16 protein-coding genes are annotated in these 23,465 nt (G+C 65.4%); 8 read left to right on the top strand and 8 right to left on the bottom strand.

Annotation, left to right across the window (positions count from 1 at the left end; genetic code table 11):
* Positions 1 to 29 precede the first annotated feature (29 nt).
* The gene (locus DND132_RS06035) at positions 30 to 905 is read right to left on the bottom strand and encodes an acyltransferase family protein (RefSeq protein ID WP_148266951.1); all 876 of its coding nucleotides are present in this window, start codon (positions 903 to 905) and stop codon (positions 30 to 32) included.
* 343 nt (positions 906 to 1,248) lie between these two features.
* On the opposite strand from DND132_RS06035, the gene DND132_RS06030 reads away from it, so the two are divergent.
* Positions 1,249 to 2,613, top strand: a complete 1,365-nt coding sequence (locus DND132_RS06030) for an NAD-dependent succinate-semialdehyde dehydrogenase (protein ID WP_014321822.1) — start codon at positions 1,249 to 1,251, stop codon at positions 2,611 to 2,613.
* A 78-nt stretch (positions 2,614 to 2,691) separates the two neighbouring features.
* Here DND132_RS06030 and DND132_RS06025 read toward each other — a convergent pair whose 3' ends face one another.
* Positions 2,692 to 3,225, bottom strand: a complete 534-nt coding sequence (locus tag DND132_RS06025) for a ferritin-like domain-containing protein (protein ID WP_014321821.1) — start codon at positions 3,223 to 3,225, stop codon at positions 2,692 to 2,694.
* A gap of 265 nt (positions 3,226 to 3,490) precedes the next feature.
* Between DND132_RS06025 and DND132_RS06020 the strand changes: the two genes are divergently transcribed.
* Both DND132_RS06020 and DND132_RS06015 read left to right on the top strand, forming a co-directional pair.
* A complete protein-coding gene (locus tag DND132_RS06020; protein WP_014321820.1) occupies positions 3,491 to 3,955 on the top strand; it encodes a methylglyoxal synthase in 465 nt (154 codons plus the stop codon).
* A 25-nt stretch (positions 3,956 to 3,980) separates the two neighbouring features.
* Positions 3,981 to 4,685, top strand: a complete 705-nt coding sequence (locus DND132_RS06015; protein ID WP_014321819.1) for a DUF6901 family protein — start codon at positions 3,981 to 3,983, stop codon at positions 4,683 to 4,685.
* Positions 4,686 to 4,770: 85 nt separating this feature from the next.
* On the opposite strand, the gene nhaB is transcribed toward DND132_RS06015, so the two are convergent.
* The 3 genes from nhaB to DND132_RS06000 form a co-directional block, all read right to left on the bottom strand.
* On the bottom strand, positions 4,771 to 6,393 hold the full coding sequence (gene nhaB, locus DND132_RS06010) for a sodium/proton antiporter NhaB (protein ID WP_014321818.1): 1,623 nt from the start codon (positions 6,391 to 6,393) through the stop codon (positions 4,771 to 4,773).
* Positions 6,394 to 6,576: 183 nt separating this feature from the next.
* Positions 6,577 to 8,376, bottom strand: a complete 1,800-nt coding sequence (locus tag DND132_RS06005; protein ID WP_014321817.1) for an SLC13 family permease — start codon at positions 8,374 to 8,376, stop codon at positions 6,577 to 6,579.
* Positions 8,377 to 8,421: 45 nt separating this feature from the next.
* Entirely contained in the window at positions 8,422 to 8,892 is a 471-nt protein-coding gene (locus DND132_RS06000) for a universal stress protein (RefSeq protein ID WP_014321816.1), read from the bottom strand.
* Between the two features lie 705 nt (positions 8,893 to 9,597).
* On the opposite strand from DND132_RS06000, the gene DND132_RS05995 reads away from it, so the two are divergent.
* Complete coding sequence (locus DND132_RS05995; protein WP_014321815.1) at positions 9,598 to 11,697, top strand: S16 family serine protease; 2,100 nt, start codon at positions 9,598 to 9,600, stop codon at positions 11,695 to 11,697.
* 4 nt (positions 11,698 to 11,701) lie between these two features.
* Here the strand turns inward: DND132_RS05995 and DND132_RS05990 are convergent, their stop codons facing one another.
* Together DND132_RS05990 and DND132_RS05985 are read right to left on the bottom strand one after the other, a co-directional pair.
* Positions 11,702 to 13,033: a sigma-54-dependent transcriptional regulator gene (locus tag DND132_RS05990; protein WP_014321814.1), complete on the bottom strand. Its 1,332-nt coding sequence runs from the start codon at positions 13,031 to 13,033 to the stop codon at positions 11,702 to 11,704.
* On the bottom strand, positions 13,030 to 14,442 hold the full coding sequence (locus tag DND132_RS05985; protein ID WP_014321813.1) for a sensor histidine kinase: 1,413 nt from the start codon (positions 14,440 to 14,442) through the stop codon (positions 13,030 to 13,032). The genes DND132_RS05990 and DND132_RS05985 overlap by 4 nt, the downstream gene beginning before the upstream one ends.
* A 280-nt stretch (positions 14,443 to 14,722) precedes the next feature.
* Between DND132_RS05985 and DND132_RS05980 the strand changes: the two genes are divergently transcribed.
* Genes DND132_RS05980 through ybaK form a run of 4 tightly spaced genes read left to right on the top strand, consistent with a single transcriptional unit; the run spans position 14,723 to position 18,689 of the window.
* Entirely contained in the window at positions 14,723 to 15,292 is a 570-nt protein-coding gene (locus tag DND132_RS05980; RefSeq protein WP_014321812.1) for a TetR/AcrR family transcriptional regulator, read from the top strand.
* 60 nt (positions 15,293 to 15,352) lie between these two features.
* Positions 15,353 to 16,588, top strand: a complete 1,236-nt coding sequence (locus DND132_RS05975; protein WP_014321811.1) for an HlyD family secretion protein — start codon at positions 15,353 to 15,355, stop codon at positions 16,586 to 16,588.
* Between the two features lie 2 nt (positions 16,589 to 16,590).
* On the top strand, positions 16,591 to 18,165 hold the full coding sequence (locus DND132_RS05970; protein ID WP_148266950.1) for a DHA2 family efflux MFS transporter permease subunit: 1,575 nt from the start codon (positions 16,591 to 16,593) through the stop codon (positions 18,163 to 18,165).
* 59 nt (positions 18,166 to 18,224) lie between these two features.
* On the top strand, positions 18,225 to 18,689 hold the full coding sequence (gene ybaK, locus DND132_RS05965; RefSeq protein WP_014321809.1) for a Cys-tRNA(Pro) deacylase: 465 nt from the start codon (positions 18,225 to 18,227) through the stop codon (positions 18,687 to 18,689).
* A 165-nt stretch (positions 18,690 to 18,854) separates the two neighbouring features.
* Here ybaK and DND132_RS05960 read toward each other — a convergent pair whose 3' ends face one another.
* The gene (locus DND132_RS05960; RefSeq protein ID WP_014321808.1) at positions 18,855 to 23,159 is read right to left on the bottom strand and encodes a VCBS domain-containing protein; all 4,305 of its coding nucleotides are present in this window, start codon (positions 23,157 to 23,159) and stop codon (positions 18,855 to 18,857) included.
* Between the last annotated feature and the right edge of the window lie 306 nt (positions 23,160 to 23,465).

Genomic DNA, 23,465 nt, shown 5'->3' with positions numbered 1-23,465 from the left:
GTTGCGCGGGGCGGTTCAAGAAATCGGCATCAATTGGGGGACCGTTTCGCGTCGCCGCCCGTTCCGGCCGCCGCGCGGCGTCCGTCGATGAACAGCTCGATCCGCCGGGTGAGTTCCTTCAGGATCATGGCGTTGATCATCGTCACGGCGATTCCGGCATACAGGGCCTCGCCGTAGGAGGCCTTGAGGAGCTTGTTGAACAGCAGCAGGACCCCGCCGTGGACCAGGAAGAACTCGTAGGAAAAGTTCTGGACCGTCAGCAGCGGCCCGTAGACGCGTTGCAGGGTGCGCGCCGCGCCCGGCGACAGGGGCAGGACGGCCCGGCTCAGTCCGCTCCGGAGCAGGAGATAGTGCAGGGACCAGCCGATGGTGAAGGCCACGTAAAAATAGACCGGGATGCGGTAGTGGGACATGATGTAGACCAGGGCCACGGCCAGGAGGAAGCGCAGGGCCATGCTCCTGAAATAGGCCATCAGGAAGACGCAGCAGTAGAGAAAGATGATCACCGAGATGAACCAGGCGATGACGTAGAGCTTGTCCTCGATGAAGAGATTCCCCCCGATGAGCAGGAAAAACAGCTCCTTGACCCCGACGGGCTTGTACTGGACGGCCCAGTTGCTGAGCACCACCACGGTGATGACCAGCCAGTACGGGATATAGATGCGCCGCAGGCGCCGCCTGATCCAGCGCACGGCGTTCTCGCGCCGGACCATGGCGTAATAGCCGGACAGGAATAGGAAGAAGGCGAAGGCGTAGAAGAGCGGACGGCTGTCGCCCCGGCCGTAGAGGCCGTGGCAGTGGAAGAGGTAGATGATCAGGGTGGCCGTGATGCGCAGCACCGAGTTGACGGCCGAGGCCAGGTCCTCGACGACGACGCTGCCGGCGGGTGATTCGGTTGGTTTCATGGCGGCCATGATCGATGGGCGGACTCCCTGTGGCGGGGTTGGGGTTGTCGTGCGGTTCTCCTCGGTGGGCCCATTCCCTTTGAGCGCGTACAGGTTCAACGAATCCGCCGCTTTTGTCCAGTCCTAATGGTGCCCGGAGCGCATCCGTCACCGGGATGTCGCGCACCGCATCATGTCCGGCTGGACTTGATGCTGGACAACCCGTCCGATCTGGCATAAGCCCGGAGCTTGGGCCGGACCCGCCACTCGGCCCGGCACCAATTCCGCACCATTGGAAACCGGTTATCGCACCCCGCACCCTCCGTGCCGGGGTGTTTCAAACGTATGTATTCGGAGTAGCGACATGCCCCTGCAGAGCACCAATCCGTTGACCGGCAAGGTCACGAGGCAATTTGACGAGTTCACCCCCGAACAGACCGCCGCAGCCGTGCGCGAGGTCGCCGGGGGCTACGCAACCTGGAAGACCACCGATTTCGCCTACCGCGCCGAGTGCCTGCTCAGCCTGGCCCAGGTGCTCCGGGCCAGGGCCGACGAGTTCGCCGCCCTCATGGCCGAGGAGATGGGCAAGCCCGTGACCTTCGGCCGGGCCGAGGTCCTCAAGTGCGCGGCCGTGTGCGACTACTATGCGCGGAACGGGCAGGCCATGCTCGCCTCCATGCCCGTGTCCGGCAGCGGACAGGAGGCCTATGTGGACTTCGCCCCCATGGGCACGGTCCTGGCGGTCATGCCCTGGAATTTCCCCTTCTGGCAGGTCCTGCGCGTGGCCGCGCCCACGCTCATGGCCGGCAACACCGTGGTCCTGAAGCACGCCTCCAACGTGCCCCAGTGCGCCCTGGCCATCGAGTCCGCCTTCCGCGAGTCCGCCTTCCCGGACAACGTCTTCCGCACCCTGCTCATCGGGGCGCGCCAGGTGGAGGCCGTCCTGGACCACGACTCGGTCATCGGCGTCAGCCTGACCGGCAGCGAGGGCGCCGGGAGCAAGGTCGCCTCGGCCGCCGGGGCGCGCCTCAAGAAATGCGTCATGGAGCTGGGCGGCAGCGACCCGTTCGTGGTCCTGGCCGACGCCGACCTCGACAAGGCCGCCAGGGTCGGGGCCATCTCCCGCTGCGGCAATGCGGGCCAGACCTGCATCGCGGCCAAACGCTTCATCGTCATGGACGAGGTCTTCGACGCCTTTGTCGAGGCCTTGAGCCGGGAGATGGACAAGCTCACGATGGGCGATCCCATGGCCGAGGACACCGTGGTCGGGCCCATGTCCTCCACCGGCCTGCGCGCCGACCTGCACGACCAGGTGGAGCGCTGCAAGGCGGCGGGCGGCAAGGTCGTCAAGGGCGGGGTCCTGCCCGAGGGCGACGGCGCCTTCTACCCCCTGAGCATCATCGTGGACGCGCCCTTCGACGCCGACGTCTGCCACGAGGAGCTGTTCGGCCCCGTAGCCCTGGTCTTCCGGGCCACGGACGAGGATCAGGCCGTGGCCATGGCCAACGACACCCCCTTCGGCCTGGGCGGCTCGGTCTGGACCGGGGACGGCGAGCGTGGACTGGCCTTCGCCCGGCGCATCGAGGCGGGCGCGGTGGTGGTCAACGGCCAGGTCCGCAGCGATCCGCTCCTGCCCTTCGGCGGCATCAAGCGCTCCGGCTTCGGCCGCGAGCTTTCCGCCTTCGGCATCCGCGAGTTCGTGAACGTCAAGTCGGTCATCCGCGACTGACCCTCGCGTAAAAATCATATGGAAGGGCCCGGCCAGTCAGACTGGCCGGGCCCTTGTCGTTTTGGACCGTGGGTGCGGTTAGGCGCTCTGGTTCTTGATGACGAAGCCCTGGTCGGCCAGGCCGGTGGAAGAGGGCGTGCCGGCGATGCGGGACAGGAAGGTGTCGCCCAGGTTGGCGATGTGTCCCTTGATGGCGTCGAAGTAGTTGAAGTGGGCCTGCTCCTCGTCGATGATCGTCTCGAACAGCTTCTCGCTGATGGAGTCGCCGTTTTCGCGGCAGACCAGCAGGAACTGGTTGTAGGCGTCGATGGTGTCGTCTTCCTCGTTGGAGTCGTAGTCGTAGATGACGTCGATCTTCTGGCCGCGCTGCACGGGCTTGGACTTCTTGTCCGTGGGCTCGCCGCCCAGCTCCTTGATCCGCTCGGCGAACTGCTCGGCGTGGCGCATCTCGTCGATGGCGATGAGCTTCATGTTGGAGGCCAGCTCGCCGTAGTCCATGTCGTCCAGGTTGTAGTGCTGGTTCATGTACAGGTGGATGGCCTGCAGTTCCATGGACCGGGCCTGGTTCAGGACCTCGACGACTTTCGCGCGCCGTTCTTCCTTGGTAGCCATTGGTTCTCTCCTTTGATCGCCGGGGCGGCCCGCCTTGCGCGGTCCGACCGGGCTTTGTCGTTGCGGTTGCTCAATAGGTCATACCTGAGGCATACATTGATAGTGCGAATGGTAACTATCGACCCGCGTTGCGTCAAGGCGGGCAGGCGAATTTCGGAGCTGGGTCGCACGGTCCGGCCCGGCTTGTCGCGGCCCCCCGCAGGTGGTAGGAAACCCCTGGGGGCCGACGGCCCGTCGCGGCCCCGAGACCACGCCCGGAGGCGTCATGGACAGGATCAAGAACATCGCGGTGGTCGCCCACGACAACTGCAAGGAAGAACTGCTCGACTTCATCGCCTGCAACCGCGAGGCCATGATCCCGCACAACCTCATCGCCACCGGGACCACCGGGCGGCTGGTGGAGTCCCTGCTGGCCGAGGGCGTTGCCCGGGGACAGGAGCCCAAGCGCGTCCAGCGCCTCAAGTCAGGCCCCCTGGGCGGCGACCAGCAGCTCGGGGCCATGATCAGCGACGGCAAGGTGGACGTGCTCATCTTCTTCTGGGACCCCATGGAGCCGCAGCCCCACGACGTGGACGTCAAGGCCCTGCTGCGCCTGGCCGTGCTCTACAACATCCCCACGGCCAGCAACCGCTCCTCGGCCGAGTTCCTGATCTCCTCGGCCTATTTCGACCACGAATTCTGCATCAAGCCGGGGCGCTATTTCGAGTACGCCGATCGGGCCCTGAAGTAACGCACGCCCATCGAGGGAGGCCCGCATGAAGTTCACGTTTCTCGTCACCCTGGACGGCATCGAGCAACTGGAGGTCCAGGCCGACATCGCCCGCCTGACCGTGGAATTCCGGGGCAGGAAGCCTGCGGCGGACTTCGTCTGCCGCCGCACGGCCTACCACTGCGACCGCTGTCGCGAGGTGGACGCCGAGGGCCGGGAGACCGGGACCTGTCGCGCGGTCCTGAATATCTTCGAGCTGTGCCGCTACTTCGTGAACACCAAGTCCATCGACATGGTCGAGATGACCGCCATCCACAACGACCGCTGCCGGGTGACCTCCCGGCGTCGGGCCGACGACGCCCTGGTGGAGATGATGCTGGTCATCATCGCGGCTTCGGGCTGCGCCCGGTTCGGCAGGCTGCGCTGGGCCTGGGACTACTGGAACTACGAGTCCGACCTGGACCATCTCTTCTACAATCTCTTCTCCGCCTTCCTGGTCCTGGAGAGCCTGACCGGCGACGGCCGCGACTCCCTGAACAAGGCCATCGGCCACGTGCACGCCAAGATCGACAAGGTCCAGCAGTTCGTGGGCGCGACCATCGATCAGGTCCGGGAGGACTACACGGCCGTCCGTGCCGACGCGGCATCCACCGCCTTGGCGACCATCTGGGCCATCGGCGACATCTTCCGCCTCCAGACCAGCGACCGTCTCGACCGTCTCCGCGAGCGCATCCTGGCCACCCAGCCCTGACCGCATTTCCCGCCGACCCGCGAAAAAAGGGCTCCCGAGATGGTCTCGGGAGCCCTTGCGCATTGGATGACTTGGGAATGAAGGCCTAGAGGAAGACGTACACGGCCATCAGTCCGGTCAGGGACATGGTGATGGTGTACGGCAGCGCCAGCCAGACCATTCTTCCGTAGGAGAGACGGATGACCGGGGCGAGCGCCGAGGTCAGCAGGAACAGGAAGGCCGCCTGGCCGTTGGGGGTGGCCACGGACGGGATGTTGGTCCCGGTGTTGATGGCCACGGCCAGCTTGTCGAAGTGCTCCATGGTCTCCTTGACCAGGGCCGCCGCGTTCTGCGGCAGGGTGGCCAGCACGTCGGCCCGCGCCAGGTGCGGATCGGTCATCTTTTCCATCAGGGCCTGCCCGGTCATGCCGATGTCCGGGATGGCGCCCAGCACGTTGATGAAGTGCAGCTTGGTCTCGGAGATGTAGACCGTGGCCACGAAGACGTTGTCGGAGATGGAGGAGAGCAGGCCGTTGGCGACGAAGTAGGCCACCAGCTGGTTCTGTCCCTTCAGGCTGAGGACGAATTCGATGATCGGGGTGAACAGCTCCTGGGAGTGGATGACCGCGACCACGGAGAAGAAGACCACAAGCAGGGCGGTGAACGGCAGGGCCTCCTCAAAGGCGTGGCCCAGCTGATGCTCCTCGGTGATGCCGGTGAAGGCGGTCAGCAGGATGATGACCGACAGGCCGATGAGGCCGACCGCGGCCAGGTGGAAGGCCAGGGCCAGGATCAGCCAGATGCCGGTGCAGGCCTGGAGGACCAGCTTGAGCTTGCCCTTGGCGCCCTGCTTTACCTCCATCTGCACGGCGGTCTCCAGCAGGAAGGAGCGGATGTTGCCGGGCAGCTGGTAGCCGTAGCCGAAGATGTGGAACTGCTCCACGGCGAGGCAGGTCAGCAGGCCCATGGCCAGGACCGGCATGGTCACGGGCGCGGCATGCAGGAAGAAGGGCACGAAGTGCCAGCCCATCTCGCCGCCCACCAGCAGGTTCTGCGGCTCGCCCACCAGGGTGCACACGCCGCCGAGCGCGGTGCCCACGGCGCCGTGCATCATCAGGTTGCGCAGAAAGCCCCGGAACTGGAGCAGCTCTTCGCGGCTGGTGTCCTTGACGCCGTCGTCGTCGATCAGGTCGTGGGTGTCCCCCGCGCCCTTGCCGGACACGAACCGGTGGTAAATGTTGTAGAAACCGAAGGCCACGGCCATGATGACCGCGGTCACGGTCAGGGCGTCCAGGAAGGCGGACAGGAACGCGCCGGCCAGGCAGAACAGCAGGGCGATGACCTTCTTGGAGCGCACGCGCACCAGGATGCGGGTAAAGGTGAACTGGAGGAAGTCCTTCATGAAGTAGATGCCCGCGACCATGAAGATCAGGAGCAGGATGACTTCGAAGTTCTTCAGGGCTTCATGATACACGGTCTCCGGGGAGGTCATGCCCATGATCACGGCTTCCAGGGCGAGCAGGCCGCCCGCCGGCAGCGGGTAGCATTTGAGCGCCATGGCCAGGGTGAAGATGAACTCGGCGATGAGCGCCCATCCGGCGATGAACGGGCCTACCGTGAGCATGAGCACGGGGTTGAGCACGAGAAAGGCGATGATGGTCAGTTTGTACCATCCGGGCGCGTTCCCGAGGAATGTTTCGACAAAGGTCTTCGACAACGGTGTCTTCATTCGTTTCTCTCCTTCAATACGGCAAAAACGCCCCGGGCGGCCGTGATGGATGGACAGTCGTCCTTCCTGGCCGAGGCGTAATGTCGATGAAAAAATCCTTTGCGGGCTATAGGTTACAGGGGGCCTGGTCCTCATTTGCCAAAAAAAGGGCGCCGGTAATGATTACCGGCGCCCCGTCGGATGTCAGTAGAATAGCATCAAGGCGGACAACATGACAACCATGTAAAGCACGGTCATCCCGGCCCCGCTCTTGACGTAATCGATGGTGCGGTACCCGCCCGGGCGCATGATCAGCGCGTTGACCTGATGGGTGGGCAGAACGAAGGTGTTGGACGCGGCCACGGCCACGGTCAGGGCGGCCACCCTGGGGTCCACGCCCGCATTGAGGGCCATGTTCATGGACAGCGGGACGAGCAGGACCGTGGCACCCACGTTGGAGGCCACCAGGGTGAAGAAGGAGGTCAGCACGCCGATGACCGCCAGCAGGACCAGGGCGGACGGCGTGCCCAGGGCCGCCATGATGGTGTCCGCGATGAACTTGGCCGCGCCCGTGTTCTCGAAGGCCATGCCCAGGGGAATGAGCCCGCCGAGCAGGAACACGGTCATCCAGTCCACGGACTGGTAGGCCTCGTCGATGGTCAGGACCTTGGTCAGGACCATGCCCAGGGCGCCGGTCAGGAGCGCGATGGACAGCTGGACGTGGAAGCCCAGGATCATGACCAGGGACACGGCCAGCCACATCAGCGCGATCTTGGCCTTGTCCGTGCGCAGCAGCTCGCCCTTGACGGTCTCGGTGAAGACCAGGTCGGGCAGCCCCTTGAGCATGTGGAACATCTCCCACCGTCCGTGCAGGAGCAGGGCGTCGCCGGACTCGATGATGATGTCCGAAAGCCCGCTGACGAAGATCTTTTCGCCCCGGAAGATGGCCAGGGGAGAGACCTGGAATCGTTCCCGGATGCGTAGTTCGGCGATGGTCTTGCCCATGAACTCGGACCGGGGGGTGACGATGCCCTCCATGATGCCCGCGTTGTTGGGGGAGAGTTCCTCGGCAAAGGTGGTCAGTTCCGGCCGCAGTTCCCAGCCGAGGTCCTCGGCCAGGTGCTCCACGAACTCCTGCGGGCCCACGACCACGATCTGGTCGCCCGGCCGGATGATCTCGTCGGGCAGGGGCGCGAAGATGTGCTGCTTGCCGTTCTCGCGGCAGATGGCCACCAGGGTGCAGAAGTAGATGGGTCGCAGGTCCAGGGCCTTGAGCGGGGCGTCGTTCCTCCAGTCGGCGGGCACTGCCAGCTCGAACAGGGAGCCGACGTTGTTGTAGGTCCCGGTCAGGATGGAGGACATGGGGCCGGAGCTTTCGTCCTCGGACCGGTTGGGCAGGATGAACCGCCCGAGCAGGATGAAGTAGAGCAGCGCGGCGGCCACGAGCAGCAGGCCCACGGGGGTCACGCTGAACAGGCCGAAGGCCTCGTACTTCTTGCCGCCCACGACCATCAGGTCGTTGAGCAGGATGAGCGGGCTGGAGCCGACCAGGGTCAGGCAGCCGCCGATGATGGCGCAGAAGCCCATGGGCATGAGCAGCCGCCCCACCGGCACGCCGGTCTGGTTGCCGATGCGCTTGGCCGCAGGCAGGAACAGGGCGGCCGCCCCGATGTTCTGCATGAAGCCGGAGATGAGGGCCACCGTGCCCGCGATGAGCGTCATGATCCGCGATTCGCTCTTGCCCGCGAAGCGCAGGATGACGCGGGCCATGGAGTTCATGACGCCGGTCTTGTCCAGCCCGGCGCCGATGATGATGACCGCGATGATGGAGACGACGGCGTTGCTGCTCAGTCCGCTGATGGCCTGTTGCGGCGTGACCAGGCCAAGCAGGGGCAGGAGCACCATCATGATGATGCCGACCACGTCCACCCGGACCCATTCGAAGATGAAGAGAAGTACGGCGAATACGAGAACGGCCAGAACCGTTATGATTTCCGGGGTCATGTTACGTCCTTGGGAAACGTGATGTTTCGACGTTGCGGGCGGAGTTTATCTCGCCCGCAACGTGGCTCGGGTGTACACGGGAATGCTGCTCCTGTTCTTGCAGACGGCTGCGGAGTCGTCCATGACGTAACGGAAGCTCGGATCGGTTTCGTGCATCCGGGCGACGATGGCGTTCTCGTCCCCCTGCTGGATCTCGTGACGGAAGGTCAGGCCCGCGTCGGCCGCCTTCTTGTTGAAGTATTCGATGTTGCGTTCGGCCTGGCTGCGGAACCCGGCGAAGTCCCTGCCGGACTCGTCGATGTTCAGGGCCACCAGGGAGCTGCGGGTCTTGCAGGCCATGTCCACGGCGTAGTCGGCGATGCCCCGGGAGAACTCCTGGCCCTTGCAGACGATGAGGATTTTGCACTGCTGCTTCTCGCGGCAGCCGCAGTCGGCGGCGGCAGCCGCCGCGACAGTCGGAGCGGTGGTGACGGGTTGGCGGCGGGTGCCGGTGATTCGCTTGAAAAATGCCTTCATCGAAGAGCCTCCCGATTTCTCCAATAAATGATTTTCATGGCAGACGACCCACGTGCCCACACTGCACGTGTTGCAGTTTGCCGCGGCCTGCGCCGCATAATGCCTGTCCACAACTTGCTTGACTGCATTGAAGAGGGCCATGTCTCAACTCCTAGCTTTTAGGTTTGGAGGTTGCCTGTTCACCTCTGCGTTCAGGCTTGTGAATCAAAACACATGCCAAGTCCGATATCCAGTGCAACATGTTGAAAAATATAGATTAAATAAAAAGACGACCCTGTGTGGGGACTCAGTGTGATGCCAAATGCAACGGTCGCCCCCCGATTTCCAGCCGGAATATGGCTATACGCCGCCATTCGGCGGTTTCCGGCGGTGATGCAGGATGCAACGGTGTCGCGGCTGAAGTGGCCCCGGTGGTGACACGGGCGAAAAAAGCGGTTTTTCCCCGGTAAACGGCTTTTCGGAAGGGCCTGGATCGAGTGGGGTGAAAATGCGGTATGCCAAGGAGTTAAGCCCTTTTTACCGGGCGGCGCGGTTCCTGGAAAAAGTTGGTTCGGATCGGGGTGGGGCAAAATGGGCCGATGTTGCTTATTGCAACCTTAACAACTTCAAGTTAGCGTGATAGGTAACTATTATAGGCCAATAAGGCGTCATCGCTTGTGAAAAGGCGATGTTTCTCCGTTCAACGGGTAGCAGGAGGCAACGGTCATGGGCTGGTTCGGCAAACGCAAGGCTTCCACCCCTCGGGAAGCGGCGCCCGTCGCGGTGGAGACTCCCTCCGCACCGCCCGCCGCCGCCCCGGTCCGGGCCCACGACTCCCTGCGCGAGCAGGTGGAATCCGCCGGGCTGCCGCCGGAAATCCTGGATACGGCCCGCGCCGAGTGCGACCGCATGGACAGCGTTGACCCGGCCTCGCCCGAATACGCCATCAGCCTCAATTTTCTCGAGGTCATCCTCTCCCTGCCGTGGAACACGGCCACCCGCGACAACCTGGACATCGCCAGGGCCGAGGAGGTCCTGAACGCCCGCCATTACGGATTGCAACGGGTCAAGGACCGGGTCCTGGAGTTCCTGGCGGTCAAGAGCCTGTGCGCTCGGCGCAATCCGCGCATCCTTTTGGTGGATGATGAGCTCATCGCCCGCGAGAACCTGACCATCGTGTTCGAGGCCGACGGCTACGACGTGGAGGCCGTGGGCAACGGGCTCGAGGCCGTGGCCGCCATGGAGCGCGAACCGGCCAACATCGTGGTCTCGGACCTGAAGATGGAGGGCATGGACGGCATGGAGCTGTTGCAGGTCCTGCGCAGGCGCTGGCCCGACACCAAGGTCATCATGATCACCGGCTACGCCACGGTGAAGACCGCGGTGGACGCCATGCGCCGGGGCGCGGACCAGTACCTGGGCAAGCCGGTCAACCTGACCAAGCTGCGCCGGTACGTGGCCGAGCTGTGGGAGCAGAGCCTGCGCGCCCAGCACCTGCGCGGGTTCGTGCTCTGCTTCACGGGCCCTCCGGGCATGGGCAAGACCTCCATCGGCAAGGCCATCGCCGAGGCGTTGGGGCGCAAGTTCATGCGCCTGTCCCTGGCCGGACTGCGCGACGAGGCCGAGCTGCGCGGCCACCGGCGGACCTACGTCGGGGCCATGCCCGGCCGGATCATCCAGGGGCTGCGCAAGGTCGGCACCCGCAACCCGGTGATCATGCTCGACGAGGTGGACAAGGCGGTCCAGGACTTCCAGGGCGACGCCACGTCGGTTCTGCTCGAGATGCTCGACGCCGAGCAGAACACCGCCTTCGTGGACCACTACCTGGGGCTGCCCTTCGACCTGTCCGGAGCCCTGTTCATCTGCACGGCCAACGGGGTGGAGCGTTTGCCCGCGCCGTTGCGCGACCGGTTGGAGGTCATCGAGTTCCCCAGCTACACGCCGGGGGAGAAGTTGCAGATTGCAACCCGCTACCTCATTCCCGAGGTCCTGGCCCAGCACGGCCTGGACGAGAAGCTGGTGACCGTCCCGGACGAGACCGTGGACCTGCTCATCCGGGGCTATGCCCGCGAGTCGGGGTTGCGCAGGCTCAGGCAGCAGATCGCCTCGCTCTGCCGCAAGCTGGCCAAGCGGGTCCTGACCGAGGGCGCGGGCGCGGTCACCGTGGACCGGGCCATGCTCCAGGAACTGCTCGGCGCGCCGCCGTTCACCTCCACCGCGGCCCAGAAGCGGCCCAAGGTCGGGCTGGCCACCAGCCTGGTCTGGACCGAGATCGGCGGCGAGATCATTTTCGTGGAGGCGGCCCGCATGCGCGGCTCCAAGCAGCTCATCCTGACCGGCTCCCTGGGCGAGGTCCTGCGCGAGTCGGCCCAGACCGCCCTGAGCTTTTGTCGCAGCCACGCGGCCGCCTTCGGCATCGACCCGGAGTTCTACGCCACCTCGGACATCCACGTGCACATCCCGGCGGGCGCGGTCTCCAAGGAGGGGCCCTCCGCAGGCGTGGCCATCACCATCGCGCTCCTCTCCCTGCTCACCGGACGGCCGGTGCGCCAGGACGTGGCCTCCACCGGCGAGCTGTCGCTCCTGGGCGAGGTCCTGCCCGTGGGCGGGGTGCGCGAAAAGCTCATGGCCGCCCGGAGCGCGGGCATCCCCGTGGTCATCCTGCCGCGCGGCTGCGAGGCCGGGGTCAGGTCCATCGAGGACGAGGTGGTCGAGGGGCTGGACATCCGCTACGTCACGACCATGGAGGAGGCCGCCGCCATCGCCCTGTGTGATGCGGACAATGCGGACCTTGCGGACGGCGCGGCGGAGAACGCCGCGCAGTAGGGCGCTATTCCAGGTGGTAGCGCTTGATCTTGCGCCACAGGGACACGCGGTCGATGCCCAGGATGCGCGCGGCCTGGGTCTTGTTCCCGGCCGATGAGGCCAACACCTTCTTGATGTAGGATTTCTCCATGTCCTCCAGGGTGGGCAGCGGGGCCTTGGTCTCGGTCGCCGCTATCTCGGCGGGCAGCAACTCGGGCGTGAAGGTCGTGCCCTGGCCCAGGGCCAGCGCCCGCTGGACGATGTTTTCCAGCTCGCGCACGTTGCCGGGGAACGGGTAGGACATGAGGATGTCCAGGGTGTCCTGGTCGATGGCGTTGATGGTCTGGCCCGGCTGGCGGTGCTTTTCCAGGAAGTGGCCGATGAGGATGGGGATGTCCTCGCGGTGCTCGCGCAGGGGCGGGGCGTGCAGGGTGACCACGTTCAGCCGGTAGTAGAGGTCCTGGCGGAACTCGCCCTGCTCCACCAGTTCGTGCAGGTCGCAGTTGGTGGCCGCAATGACCCGGATGTCCACCGGAATCTCCTTGGTCCCGCCCACGCGCAGGAAATTGCGCTCCTGCAACACCCTGAGCAGCTTGACCTGCATGTTCAGCGGCAGCTCGCCGATCTCGTCGAAAAATACCGTGCCCCCGTCGGCCGCCTCCAGGATGCCCTTCTGGCCCCGGTTGGCCCCGGTGAAGGCCTCCTTTTCGTGGCCGAACAGCTCCTTGTCCATGAGTTCGGCCGTGAAGGTCCCGCAGTTGATGGCCATGAACCGCTCGCCCGAGCGCGCCGAGAGCATGTGGATGCCCTGGGCCACCAGCTCCTTGCCGGTGCCGGTCTCGCCCTGGATGAGCACGTTGCAGTTCATCTGGGCCAGCTGGCGGACGTCCTTCTTGAGCTGGATGAAGGCGTCGCTCTCGCCCACCAGGGGCAGGTCGCGCTTGCCTTGGGCGATGATCTCCCGCAGGCGGCGGACCTCCACGGACAGGGCGTGCTGCTCCAGGGCGCGCTCCACCTGGAGCCTGAGCTCGTCGAGCTTGAGCGGCTTGGCGATGTAGGAGTGTGCGCCCTTCTGCATGGCCTTGACCGCGTTGGCCACGGTGGCGTGGCCCGTGACCACGATGACGATGGTCAGGGGATGGTGGGCGCGGATGTGTTCGAGTATCTGGATGCCGTCCATGCCGGGCAGCATCAGGTCGGTGATGACCAGGTCGAACTCCTTCTTGTCCAACTCGCGCAGCCCCTCCTCGGCCGAGGCGATGGCCGTGACCTCGTAGCCGCTCCCGGTCAGGACGTGGGTCAGGTTCTCGCGGGCGATGCGCTCGTCTTCAATGACCAGGATGGACGCGGCGGTCATGCGTTCTCCTCGGGTTCAAGGGGCAGTTTGATGGTGAAGGACGTCCCCTCGCCGGGTGTGGAGTCCACCCGGATGGTCCCCCGGTGCTCCTCGATGATGCCGTAGACGATGTACAGGCCGAGCCCCGTGCCCTGGCCCACCTCCTTGGTGGAGAAGAACGGGTCGAAGATGCGTTGCAGGGTATCCGGGGACATGCCTGGCCCGTTGTCGGCGATGGTCAGGACCTTGTGGTCCGTCTCCCGCGAGGTGGTGATGGAGATGGTTCCCTCGGCGTCGCCGATGGCCTGGATGGAGTTGATGATCAGGTTGAGCAGGGCCTCCTGGAAGCGCTGCCGGTCCAGGTACAGGGTCACGTCGTCCGGCACGCGGATGTCCACGTTGATGCGCGGCCCGAGCTGGCCCGAGACCAGGCGCACCGCGCTTTCCAGGACTTCCTTCAGATTGCACGGCGCGGGCGAGAAGTCCTTGTGCCGGGAAAATTCGAGCAGCCCCTTGACGATGTCCCGGGCGCGCAGGGTCTCCTGGATGATGTTGTGCATCATCTTGTCCGCGAACTCGTCCTGTCCCCTGGTCTCCTCCTCCAGGATCTGGGCCGAGGTGGAGATGTTGTTCAGGGGGTTGTTCAGCTGGTGGGCGATGCCCGAGGCGAGCGTGCCGATGGACGAGAGCTTCTGGGCCTGGACCAGCTGGGTCTGGCGCTTCTTCAGCTCCTCGACCATGGAGTTCAGGGCCACGAAGACCTGCTGGATCTCGTCGCCGTCCTCGCGCACGGCCAGGGGCACGAAGGTCCCCTGGGCGATGCGCCGCGTGGCCGCCTGGACCTGGGTCAGCGGCCCGAGGATGGCCTTGGACACGAAGAAGACCAGGGCCAGGACCACCAGGGCCACCACGCCCATGGAGATGAACAGGGTCATGCGCAGCCGCTGGTTGATGTTCAGGATGTTGTCGCGTTCCAGCTCGGCGATGGCCCTTGAGTGTTCCACCAGGCTCTGGCCGGTTTCGCGCAGGGCGTGGGCGGCCGGGGAGTCCTCGCCCACGTCCACCGAGCCCGCGCCGAACCGGGCGAGCCACTCGCCGTACTGCTTCATGCCCCGCGCCAGTTCCGTGCCGTGGGCCTGGCCGTGGAGCGCGGCGATCTCGCCGGACAGCTCGTCGAGGATGGTTCCGGCCCGGTCCAGGTTGTCCCGGCCCACGGAGAACAGGGCCGCGTCCTGGTACAGGAAGAAGTTCTTTTCCTCGCGGCGGATTTCCAGGATCAGGTTGCGCAGGTCGTCGGCCCGCTCCACCAGGAGCACCGCCTCCTGCAACCGGTTCAGGTTCGACAGGGAGAGCAGGGCGATGGAGCCGAAGGCCAGGGTGAAGATCGCTATCCCGAATATGATGGTCTGTCGCAAATTGGGTCTAACCACTGCCGTATCCCTTCATCCGTATGATTTGCATGTGTTTTTCACACTATGCCGCAGCGGTCGAAAAGGCAAGGGGGGCGGCCCGCCAGGGCCTGCCGGTCGGTCCGGAACCGGCCCCTTGGTGAAGAAATGCGAAAAAATCCCAGTACCCGGGGTCAGTAGTTGACAATGCAACTAATTCGGGCGTAGTCCATGCCTCTCGAAAACTGACCGGTCAGTACCGGGATCGAAACGGCCGCCCCAAGCCGGGCGGTCCCGGCCGCCGACGTCGCGGAGAGGGCTCATGAAGGAAGACAAGGAAAAGGAACAGCGCATTCTGGACACGGCGGCGGAGCTGTTTTCCCGGCAGCCCTTTCACAAGGTTCTCCTGAGCGACGTGGCCCGGGTGGCCGCCGTGGGCAAGGGGACCCTGTACCTCTATTTCAAGAGCAAGGACGACCTCTACTTCGCGGTCCTGTTGCGGGAGTTTTCCTCCCTGGTCGCGTCCATGCAGCGGTTCCTGGACGAGAACGACCTGACGCCGGACGAGGAACTGGCGGGCGTGGTCGGCATCCTGGCCAGGCACGTCTACGCCCGGTCCTTCAACATCGAGCTCATCGGCTACGTGGTCACCTGCCCGGTGACCGAGGAATGGCAGCGGCTGCGCGCCAGCCTGTGGGACCTGTTCGAGGGCATCATCCAACGCGGCATCGACCAGGGGCTGTTCCGCGATGAGAGTCCCGCCCTGACGGCCCGGTACATCTCCGGCCTGGTCCGGGCTGTCTGCCTGTTCACGCCCGCCGGGGCCGACCTGGACGAGCTGTGCCGCCACGCGGCCACCTTCGTCCTGCGCGGGCTCGGCGTGCAACGCTGACCGGAGCGCATGTCCCGGCCGGTTCCCGAGCGCATAAGCAATTTCATTTGAGAGAGATAGATGACTAGCGAGAAGACGCACGACAACGCCGCTTCCGGCGGGCCCGCCTCCGCGCGCAGCCGCCTGAAGTCCCGGAAGACCCTGTTCGCCCTGGGCGCGGCGGTCATTGTCCTGACCACGGTCCTGGGCTACCCCCTGTATCTGCGGATCATGTCCCACGCAACCACGGACGACGCCTTTGTGGAGGCCCACGTGATCTCCATGAGCCCCCGCGTGGACGGCCACGTGGCCGAGGTGCCGGTGCACGACAACCAGTGGGTGGAGAAGGGCGACCTGCTCGTCCGGGTGGACCCGCGCACCTTCGAGGTGGCCTTGGACATCGCCCGCGCCCGGTTGCAGTCCGCCAATGCGGCCAGGGAGGAGGCCGAGGCCGAGGTGGCCGCCGCCCGCTCCCTGGTGGACCAACGCAACGCGGCCCTGTCCTCCAACCGTTCCGAACTGGCTCAGGCCAGGGCCGGGGTGGAGGAGTACGCCGCCGGGCACGACCGCGACCAGAACGACTTCAAGCGCATGGACGAGATGGTCGAGGCCGGGGCCGTGTCCCGCCAGGAATACGACCACGCCCGCGCCCAGGCCGCCGTGTCCAGGGCCAAGCTCCTGTCCGCCCGGAAGAGGATCGACACCCAGTCGGCCCAGATCCGCCAGGCCGTGGCCTCGGCCCAGGCCGCCGGCGACGGGTTGCGCCAGGCCCAGGCCGCCGTGGTCAAGCGCCAGGCCGAGGCCCGCGAGGCCGAGGCCGAGGTCCGCCAGGCCGAGCTGGACCTGTCCTACACCCGGATCACCGCCCCGTGCGCGGGCTTCGTGACCAAGAAGTCCGTGGAGCCGGGGGCCTACGTCCAGGTGGGCCAGAAGCTCCTGTCCGTGGTCGGCCGCGACGTCTGGGTGGTGGCCAACTTCAAGGAGACCCAGATTGCAGGCATGCGCCCCGGCCAGCCCGTGGACATCGAGGTGGACGCCTATCCCGGCAGGACCTTCGAGGGCCACGTGGACTCCATTCAGCGGGGCACCGGCTCCCGCTTCACCCTGCTGCCGCCCGAGAACGCCACCGGCAACTTCATCAAGGTGGTCCAGCGCGTGCCGGTCAAGATCGTCCTCGACCATCCAAACGGCGAGGGCGGCTGCCTGCTCGCGCCCGGCATGTCCGTGATCCCCAGCGTTGACGTGGCCGCGCGGGCCGACGCCCGCCACGCCGAATCCGCCTGCGCCGATGCGGTCCCCGCGACCGCCGTGCAATAGCCGTGAGCGCGTACAGGGACCCGGAGCACATGGCTCCGGCCGAGCGGTGGGTCATCGCCCTTACCGTGGTCTTCGGGGCCTTCATGTCGGTCATGGACACCAGCGTGGTCAACGTGTCCATGCCCCACATGATGGGCGGCTTCGGCACGGACCTTTCGGCCATCACCTGGGTGGCCACCAGCTATTCTATCGCCGAGATCATCATGGTCACCATGTCCGGCTGGTGGAGCGCGCTCATCGGGCGCAAGAACTTCTACCTGCTCTCGTTCGCCCTGTTCACCATCGGCTCCATCCTCTGCGGCACGGCCGTCACTTTCCCCCAGATGATCGTCTACCGGGTCATCCAGGGCATCGGCGGCGGGGCGCTCATCCCCGTGTCCCAGGCCATCCTGCGCGAGACCTTTCCCCCGGCCCAGCAGGGCATGGCCATGGCCCTGTACGGCATGGGCGTGGTCCTGGCCCCGGCGCTGGGGCCCATCTGCGGCGGCTGGCTGACCGACGCCTGGGGCTGGCCTTGGATCTTCTACATCAACGTGCCCGTCTGCGCCCTGGGCATGCTCCTGACCATGCGTTTCGTGCACGACCCGCCGTTCCTGCGGCGCGGCATCCGCTCCGTGGACTGGCTGGGCATCGGCCTGTTGACCGTCTGCCTGACCGGTATGCAGGTGGTCCTTGAGCGGGGCAACGACGAGCAGTGGTTCGAGTCCCCCATGATCGTCTGGTGGACCGCGGCCACGGTGGTCTCCCTCGTCGTCCTGGTCTTCTGGGAACTAAGGAGCGACGAGCCCGTGGTCAACTTCCGGGTGCTCAAGGACCGCAACCTGGTGCTCGGCTCGGTCATGGGGTTGGTCTTCGGCGTCTCCCTGTTCGGGACCACCTTCGTCCTGCCCCAGTTCACCCAGAAGATTCTCGGCTATCCGGCCTTCGAGTCCGGCCTGGTCCTGGCCCCGCGCGCCCTGGTCCTGCTCGCGTTCATGCCGCTGGCGGGCTGGGCCTTCCAGCGGGTGGGGGCCAAGCCGCTGCTCTTCGCGGGCATCGGGGTCATCGTCCTGGCCTACTACGAGCTTATGCGGCTCTCCACCACGGCGGGCTACCTGGACCTCATTCCGCCCCTGATCATCATGGGGATCGGCATGCCGTTCATGTTCGTGCCCCTGTCCACGGTCTCCCTGATCTCGGTGGACAAGAGCCTGATCACCGACGCGTCCTCCATCTATACCCTGACCCGTCGGGTGGGCGGCAACATCGGCTACAGCCTGGCCGCCGTGCTCCTGGACCGGGGCGTGGCCATCCACCGCGTCTACCTGACCGATCACATCAGCGACCTGAACCAGGCCACCCGCGACTATCTGACCCAGGCGGTCCAGACCCTGCTGGCCAAGGGCGTGGGCGCGGCCCAGGCCCTGCCCCTGGCCCTCGGCCTGCTCGAGAAGAAGGTCATGCGCCAGGCCACCATGCTGGCCTACAACGACATCTCCTTCGCCTTCGGCTGCCTGTTCTTCGTGCTCGTGCCCATGGTCTTCCTCATGCCCGGCCGGGCGACCATCCGGACCCTGACCGGCAGGCGGGGAAAATGATCCCGAAACCCGCCGCGCGTCCCTTGCGCGAACGGGCTCCATTCGATAGGTAACCGTCCATGACGCCAGCCATCAACGCGGCCAAGAAGGCCAAGATTCCGTACACGGTCCACGAATACGAACACGACCCCGCCGCCCCTTCCTTCGGGGTGGAGGCGGCCGAAAAACTCGGCGTATCGCCCGAGCGGGTCTTCAAGACCCTGGTGGTGGACGCAGGCGGCACCCTGGCCGTGGCCGTGGTCCCGGTCCTGCTCAAGCTCGACCTGAAGGCCGTGGCCAAGGCGCTCGACGCCAAGAAGGCGGCCATGGCCGAGGTCAAGGTGGTCGAGCGGACCACGGGCTACGTGGTCGGCGGGGTCTCTCCCCTGGGCCAGAAGAAGCGGCTGCCCACGGTCATCGACGAGTCCGCCCTGGCGTGCGGGACCATGTTCGTCAGCGGCGGCAGGAGGGGGCTCGACATCGAGCTCGCTCCCAATGACCTGGCCGGGCTGACCAGGGCGTCCTTCGCGCCCGTGGCTCGCTAGCCCCGGCCGCTCCCCGCACTTTTTCCCGCAGGTCGCCCCGCACCACGCGGGAGAGGCCCGGAAGGGGGGTCTTCCAGGCCTCTCGGTTTACGGGTTCTCCGTTCATCCGCGCTCGTCCGTTTTGCCCGCGTCATCGACTGGGAGGACCTTTCCGGCCCCGATCCCCTAGAGGATGCTGTCGTTGCCGGAGTCGATGATCGTCTGGATGAGCTGGTTCAGATCGTCGCTGGTGGTGATTTCCACCGTCTGATCCACAGCGTCGTGCACCGGGGCAACCCCCAGCAGGTTGACCGTGATGTCGTCGCTGCCGTCAATGTCGGAGAACACCAGATTGACGTCGTTGCTGTCCGAGGTGATGGTCACGTTCGCCCCCTCCATGTTGCCGAGCACCAGCCGGTCGCCGTCGCTGAAGTCCGTGACGTTGACCGTGCCCGCGTCGCTGCCCAGGTAGACCGGGTCGATGACGATGGCGTCGTGGCCGGACCCGGAGGACACGGTGTCGCCGTCCGCAGCGAAGAGGACGTCGTTGCCGTCGGTGCCCGACAGGGTGCCGGAGCCGCCGGTCACGCCCGTGGTGTTCACGTTCAGGGAGACCTCGATGGAGGCGGTGTCGGTCCCGCCCGAGCCGTCGGACACGGTGTACTCGAAGACGTCGGTCGCGCTGTGGTCCAGGTTCTGCCAGCCGCCCTCGCCGTCCGTCTGTTCGGTCGGGGTGTACGACCATTCGCCGGTCTCGTAGATCTTCAGCGAACCGAACTCGCCGTCCACGATCCAGTAGTTGCCGTCCAGGTCGCTGCCCGCGCTGGGGGCGTTGCCGGGCACGTTGGTGGAGTCGATGTCGGACACGGACAGCTCCATGAGGCTCGGGTCGCCGCCGGCCGCCGCGTCGTCGAAGGTCACGTTGTCCACGTCGTAGTCGTTGGCCAGGACATTGCCTTCGGCCGTGCCCATGAGCAGGTTTTCGCCGCCGGTGACCGTGGTCAGGCTCTCCATGCCGAAGGAGCCGTCCGGGATGAAGACGATGGTGTCGAAGTCGAAGCCGGGGGTGATGAATACCGCGTTGCCCACGTTTTCGTACATGACCGGAACGCCGCCGCCGATGGGATAGACCCAGGCGTTGACGTGGTTGTTGCCCTGGGCGATGAACTCGATGCTGAAGGAGCTCTGCGGATCGTCGAACTCGAAGGTGATCTGCTCCTTGCCGTCCAGGTCATCGACCTTCTGGTCGTCGCCGGTGCCGTTGGTGTAGATGCCCAGGTGCTGGTCGTTGCCCCAGGTGGTGAACTGGACGTCGCTGATCGGGTTGTTCTCGGCGTCGAAAGCCTCGGCGGTCACGGTGTAGCCCGGACCGTAGATGACCGAGCCGGACACGCCGCTCCAGTCGTCGATGACCGTTTCCACGGTGTTGGTGATGAAGATCTCGTGCGAGCCGTCATGCACCGCCACGGGCGAGTCGTTGGCCGGGTCGATGGTGATGGTCAGAGTCGCGGTGTCGGTCAATGCGCCGCCCGCCTGGTTGTCGCTGACCACGTAGGTGAACACGTCGCTCACCGGATCGTCGCCCACGTTCAGCGGGTCGGTCACATCCTTGTCCTCGACGTAGTGGTAGCTGCCGTCGTTGTTCAGGTACAGGGTGCCGTACTGGCCTTCCACGATGTGGTCCGCCGTGTAGGCGTCGCTGACCCGCACGGGCGGGGTGCCCGCGCCGGAGTAGGCGATGTCGGTCACGGACAGTTCGAGCCCGGTGTTGTCGATGTCGGTGTCATTGGCCAGGATCTTGCCGGACACGTCGCCGGGGGCCGCGTCGTCCACGGCCTCGGTGAACGAGTTCACGTCAACCGTGGCCACGGGCGAATCGTTGGCCCCGCCGATGGTGATGGTCAGGGTGGCGGTGTCGCTCAGCGCGCCGCCCGCCTGGTTGTCGCTGACCTCGTAGGTGAAGACATCGGTCACGGCCGCGTCATCGCTGTTCAGCGGATCGGTGGCCGTCTTGTCCTCGACGTAGTGGTAGCTGCCGTCGTCGTTCAGGTACAGGGTTCCGTACTCGCCCTCGATGACGTGGTCCGCCGTGTAGGCGTCGCTGACGCGCACGGGCGGGGAGCCCGCGCCGGAGTAGGCGATGTCGGCCACGGACAGCTCCAACCCGGTGTTGTCGATGTCCGTGTCGTTGGACAGGATGTTGCCGGACACGTCGCCGGGCAGCGCGTCGTCCACGGCCTCGGTGAACGAGTTCACGTCAACCGTGGCCACGGGCGAATCGTTGGCCCCGCCGATGGTGATGGTCAGGGTGGCGGTATCGCTCAGCGCGCCGCCCGCCTGGTTGTCGCTGACCTCGTAGGTGAAGACGTCGGTCACGGCCGCATCGTCCGTGTTCAGCGGATCGGTGGCGGTCTTGTCCTCGACGTAGTGGTAGCTGCCGTCGTTGTTCAGGTACAGGGTGCCGTACTCGCCCTCGATGACGTGGTCCGCCGTGTAGGCGTCGCTGACGCGCACGGGCGGGGAGCCCGCGCCGGAGTAGGCGATGTCGGCCACGGACAGTTCCAACCCGGTGTTGTCGATGTCCGTGTCGTTGGACAGGATGTTGCCGGACACGTCGCCGGGCAGCGCGTCGTCCACGGCCTCGGTGAACGAGTTCACGTCAACCGTGGCCACGGGCGAATCGTTCGCGCCCGTGATGGTGATGGTCAGGGTGGCGGTGTCGCTCAGCGCGCCGCCCGCCTGGTTGTCGCTGACCTCGTAGGTGAAGACGTCGGTCACGGCCGCGTCGTCGGTGTTCAGCGGATCGGTGGCGTTCTTGTCTTCGACGTAGACGTAGGAACCGTCGTCGTTCAGGTACAGGGTGCCGTACTGGCCTTCCACGATGTGGTCGGCCTCGTACAGGTCGCTGACCCGCACGGGCGGGGTGCCCTCGCCGGAGTAGGCGATGGCCTCCACGGTCAGTTCGGGGGTGCCGGGATCGCCGAAGTCCACGTTGTCTACGTCCGCATCGTTTTCGAGCACGTTGCCGGACACGGCGTGGGCGGTGGCGTCGTCCACGGCCTCGGTGAAGGCGTTCACGTCGACCTCGGCCACGGGCGCGTCGTTGGAGCCGATCACCGGGATGCGCAGGTAGGCGTAATCGTACTTCTCGCCGTCCCACATGGCGTAGCCGAAGTGTTCGTCCGGGGCGTCGCCGATGTTCAGCGGGTCGGCCTCGGCCTGGTCCAGGGTGTACTGATAGGAGCCGTCGGCGTTGATGACCAGGGTGCCGTATTCGCCGTCAACCGTGAGGTTGCCGTCCCCGTCCGGGGTGCTGTCGAATTGGCCGGTGCCATAGCTGTAGATGCTGGTCACGCCCAGCTCGACAAGGTTGTCGGGGTCGGTGGGCAACTGATCCCTGTAGGTCGGGTCCAGATCCTCGTACCCCACGTTGTCCACGTCGGAGTCGTTGTGCAGCACGTTGCCGGTCACGACCGCGACGCCGGCCACCTCGGTGCCCTGCTCGACGACGTCGGGGGAAACGTCGTCCAGGGCGTCGGGCGCGTCGTTGGTCCCGACCACGGTGATGGTCAGGGTGGCGGTGTTGCTCTCGTTGCCGTCCGGGTCCATGGCCGTGTACCGGAACTGCTCAAGCACTTCCTGCCCCTGGCGCAGGGGATCGGCCAGGGTCTCGTCCAATAAATATTCATAGGAACCGTCGGCGAACACGGTCAGGGTGCCGTATTGGCCGTTGACCTGGGTGCCGGTGTCGGTGACGGGTTCCGGGCCGGGATTGTCGCCGTTGAAGTCCGGGCCGGGGAAGTCGATGGAACTGACGACCAGCTCGGTCTGGACGCCGCCCGTCTCGGGGTAGTCGATGTTGTCGCCGTCATAGTCGTTGAGCAGCAGGTTGCCGGTGGCCGAGCCGTAGTATTCCTGGCCCTCGTAGTGGCCGTTCTCGCCCTCGCGGTTCCAGCCGCTCTCGATGATCTGGTTCACGTCGTCCACGGCCACCGGGGGAACTGGTTCCGTCTCGGGCAGGCCGACGGTGATGGGTTCCAGGGTGGGGAAGAGGTGGGTGCCGTAAGCGTCGCCCTGCGGGCCCAGGGCGTTCAGGCCGTCGAACAGCGCGCCGGGGTCATCGTTGTATTCACCCGCGCCGGAGCCGGAGGTGGCCCCGCCCGCCGCGGTTTCGATGTCCTGCTGGGTCACGGGCTGGTCGCTTTCAAAAGCGAAAAGATACACCCCGCCCGGCACCTGCTGGCCGTCGAGCATCTCAAACACGGGAAGGGTGTCGGCCTCGGCCAGGACCAGATAGTCCTGGAGGATGATCCGGCCGCCGCCTTCCACAATGATTTCAAGGTTGTTGCCATTGCCGATGAATTCCGCTTCCGCGAGGTCAAAGGCGAACCGTACCGTTGCGTCCGCCGTCAGTCGATACGACGCGGACCGGCCCGCACCAGGCAGCGAAACCTGGATTTCCGGGCGTTGGGTGGTGCTGGTGTCGGTCATGATGTCCTCCCATCAGGGTATGAAATATATCGAGTCGTTGTGTTGTATCGGTGTCTATTAAAATATACGAACTGCGTGTGGGGAATGGTACCAAAATAAAGGCTGTAATACTTGATGGTTAAATTGTGTAAAACATGAGATAAAACCCCGCTTCGGCCCGGGTGGAGACCACTGTTGAAAGTGCTGATTTCGTCATTCCCCAGCCGCATCAAGCAATTGTTTACACATGAGCATGTGGAAAACTATTTTGACGAAAATGGGTTTTTCACCGTTCAAACAAATGATTGAGAATGATTATCAGTTTGA

The organism is Pseudodesulfovibrio mercurii, assembly GCF_000189295.2.
GTDB lineage: Bacteria > Desulfobacterota > Desulfovibrionia > Desulfovibrionales > Desulfovibrionaceae > Pseudodesulfovibrio > Pseudodesulfovibrio mercurii.
This window is presented reverse-complemented; position numbering and strand designations above follow the sequence as displayed.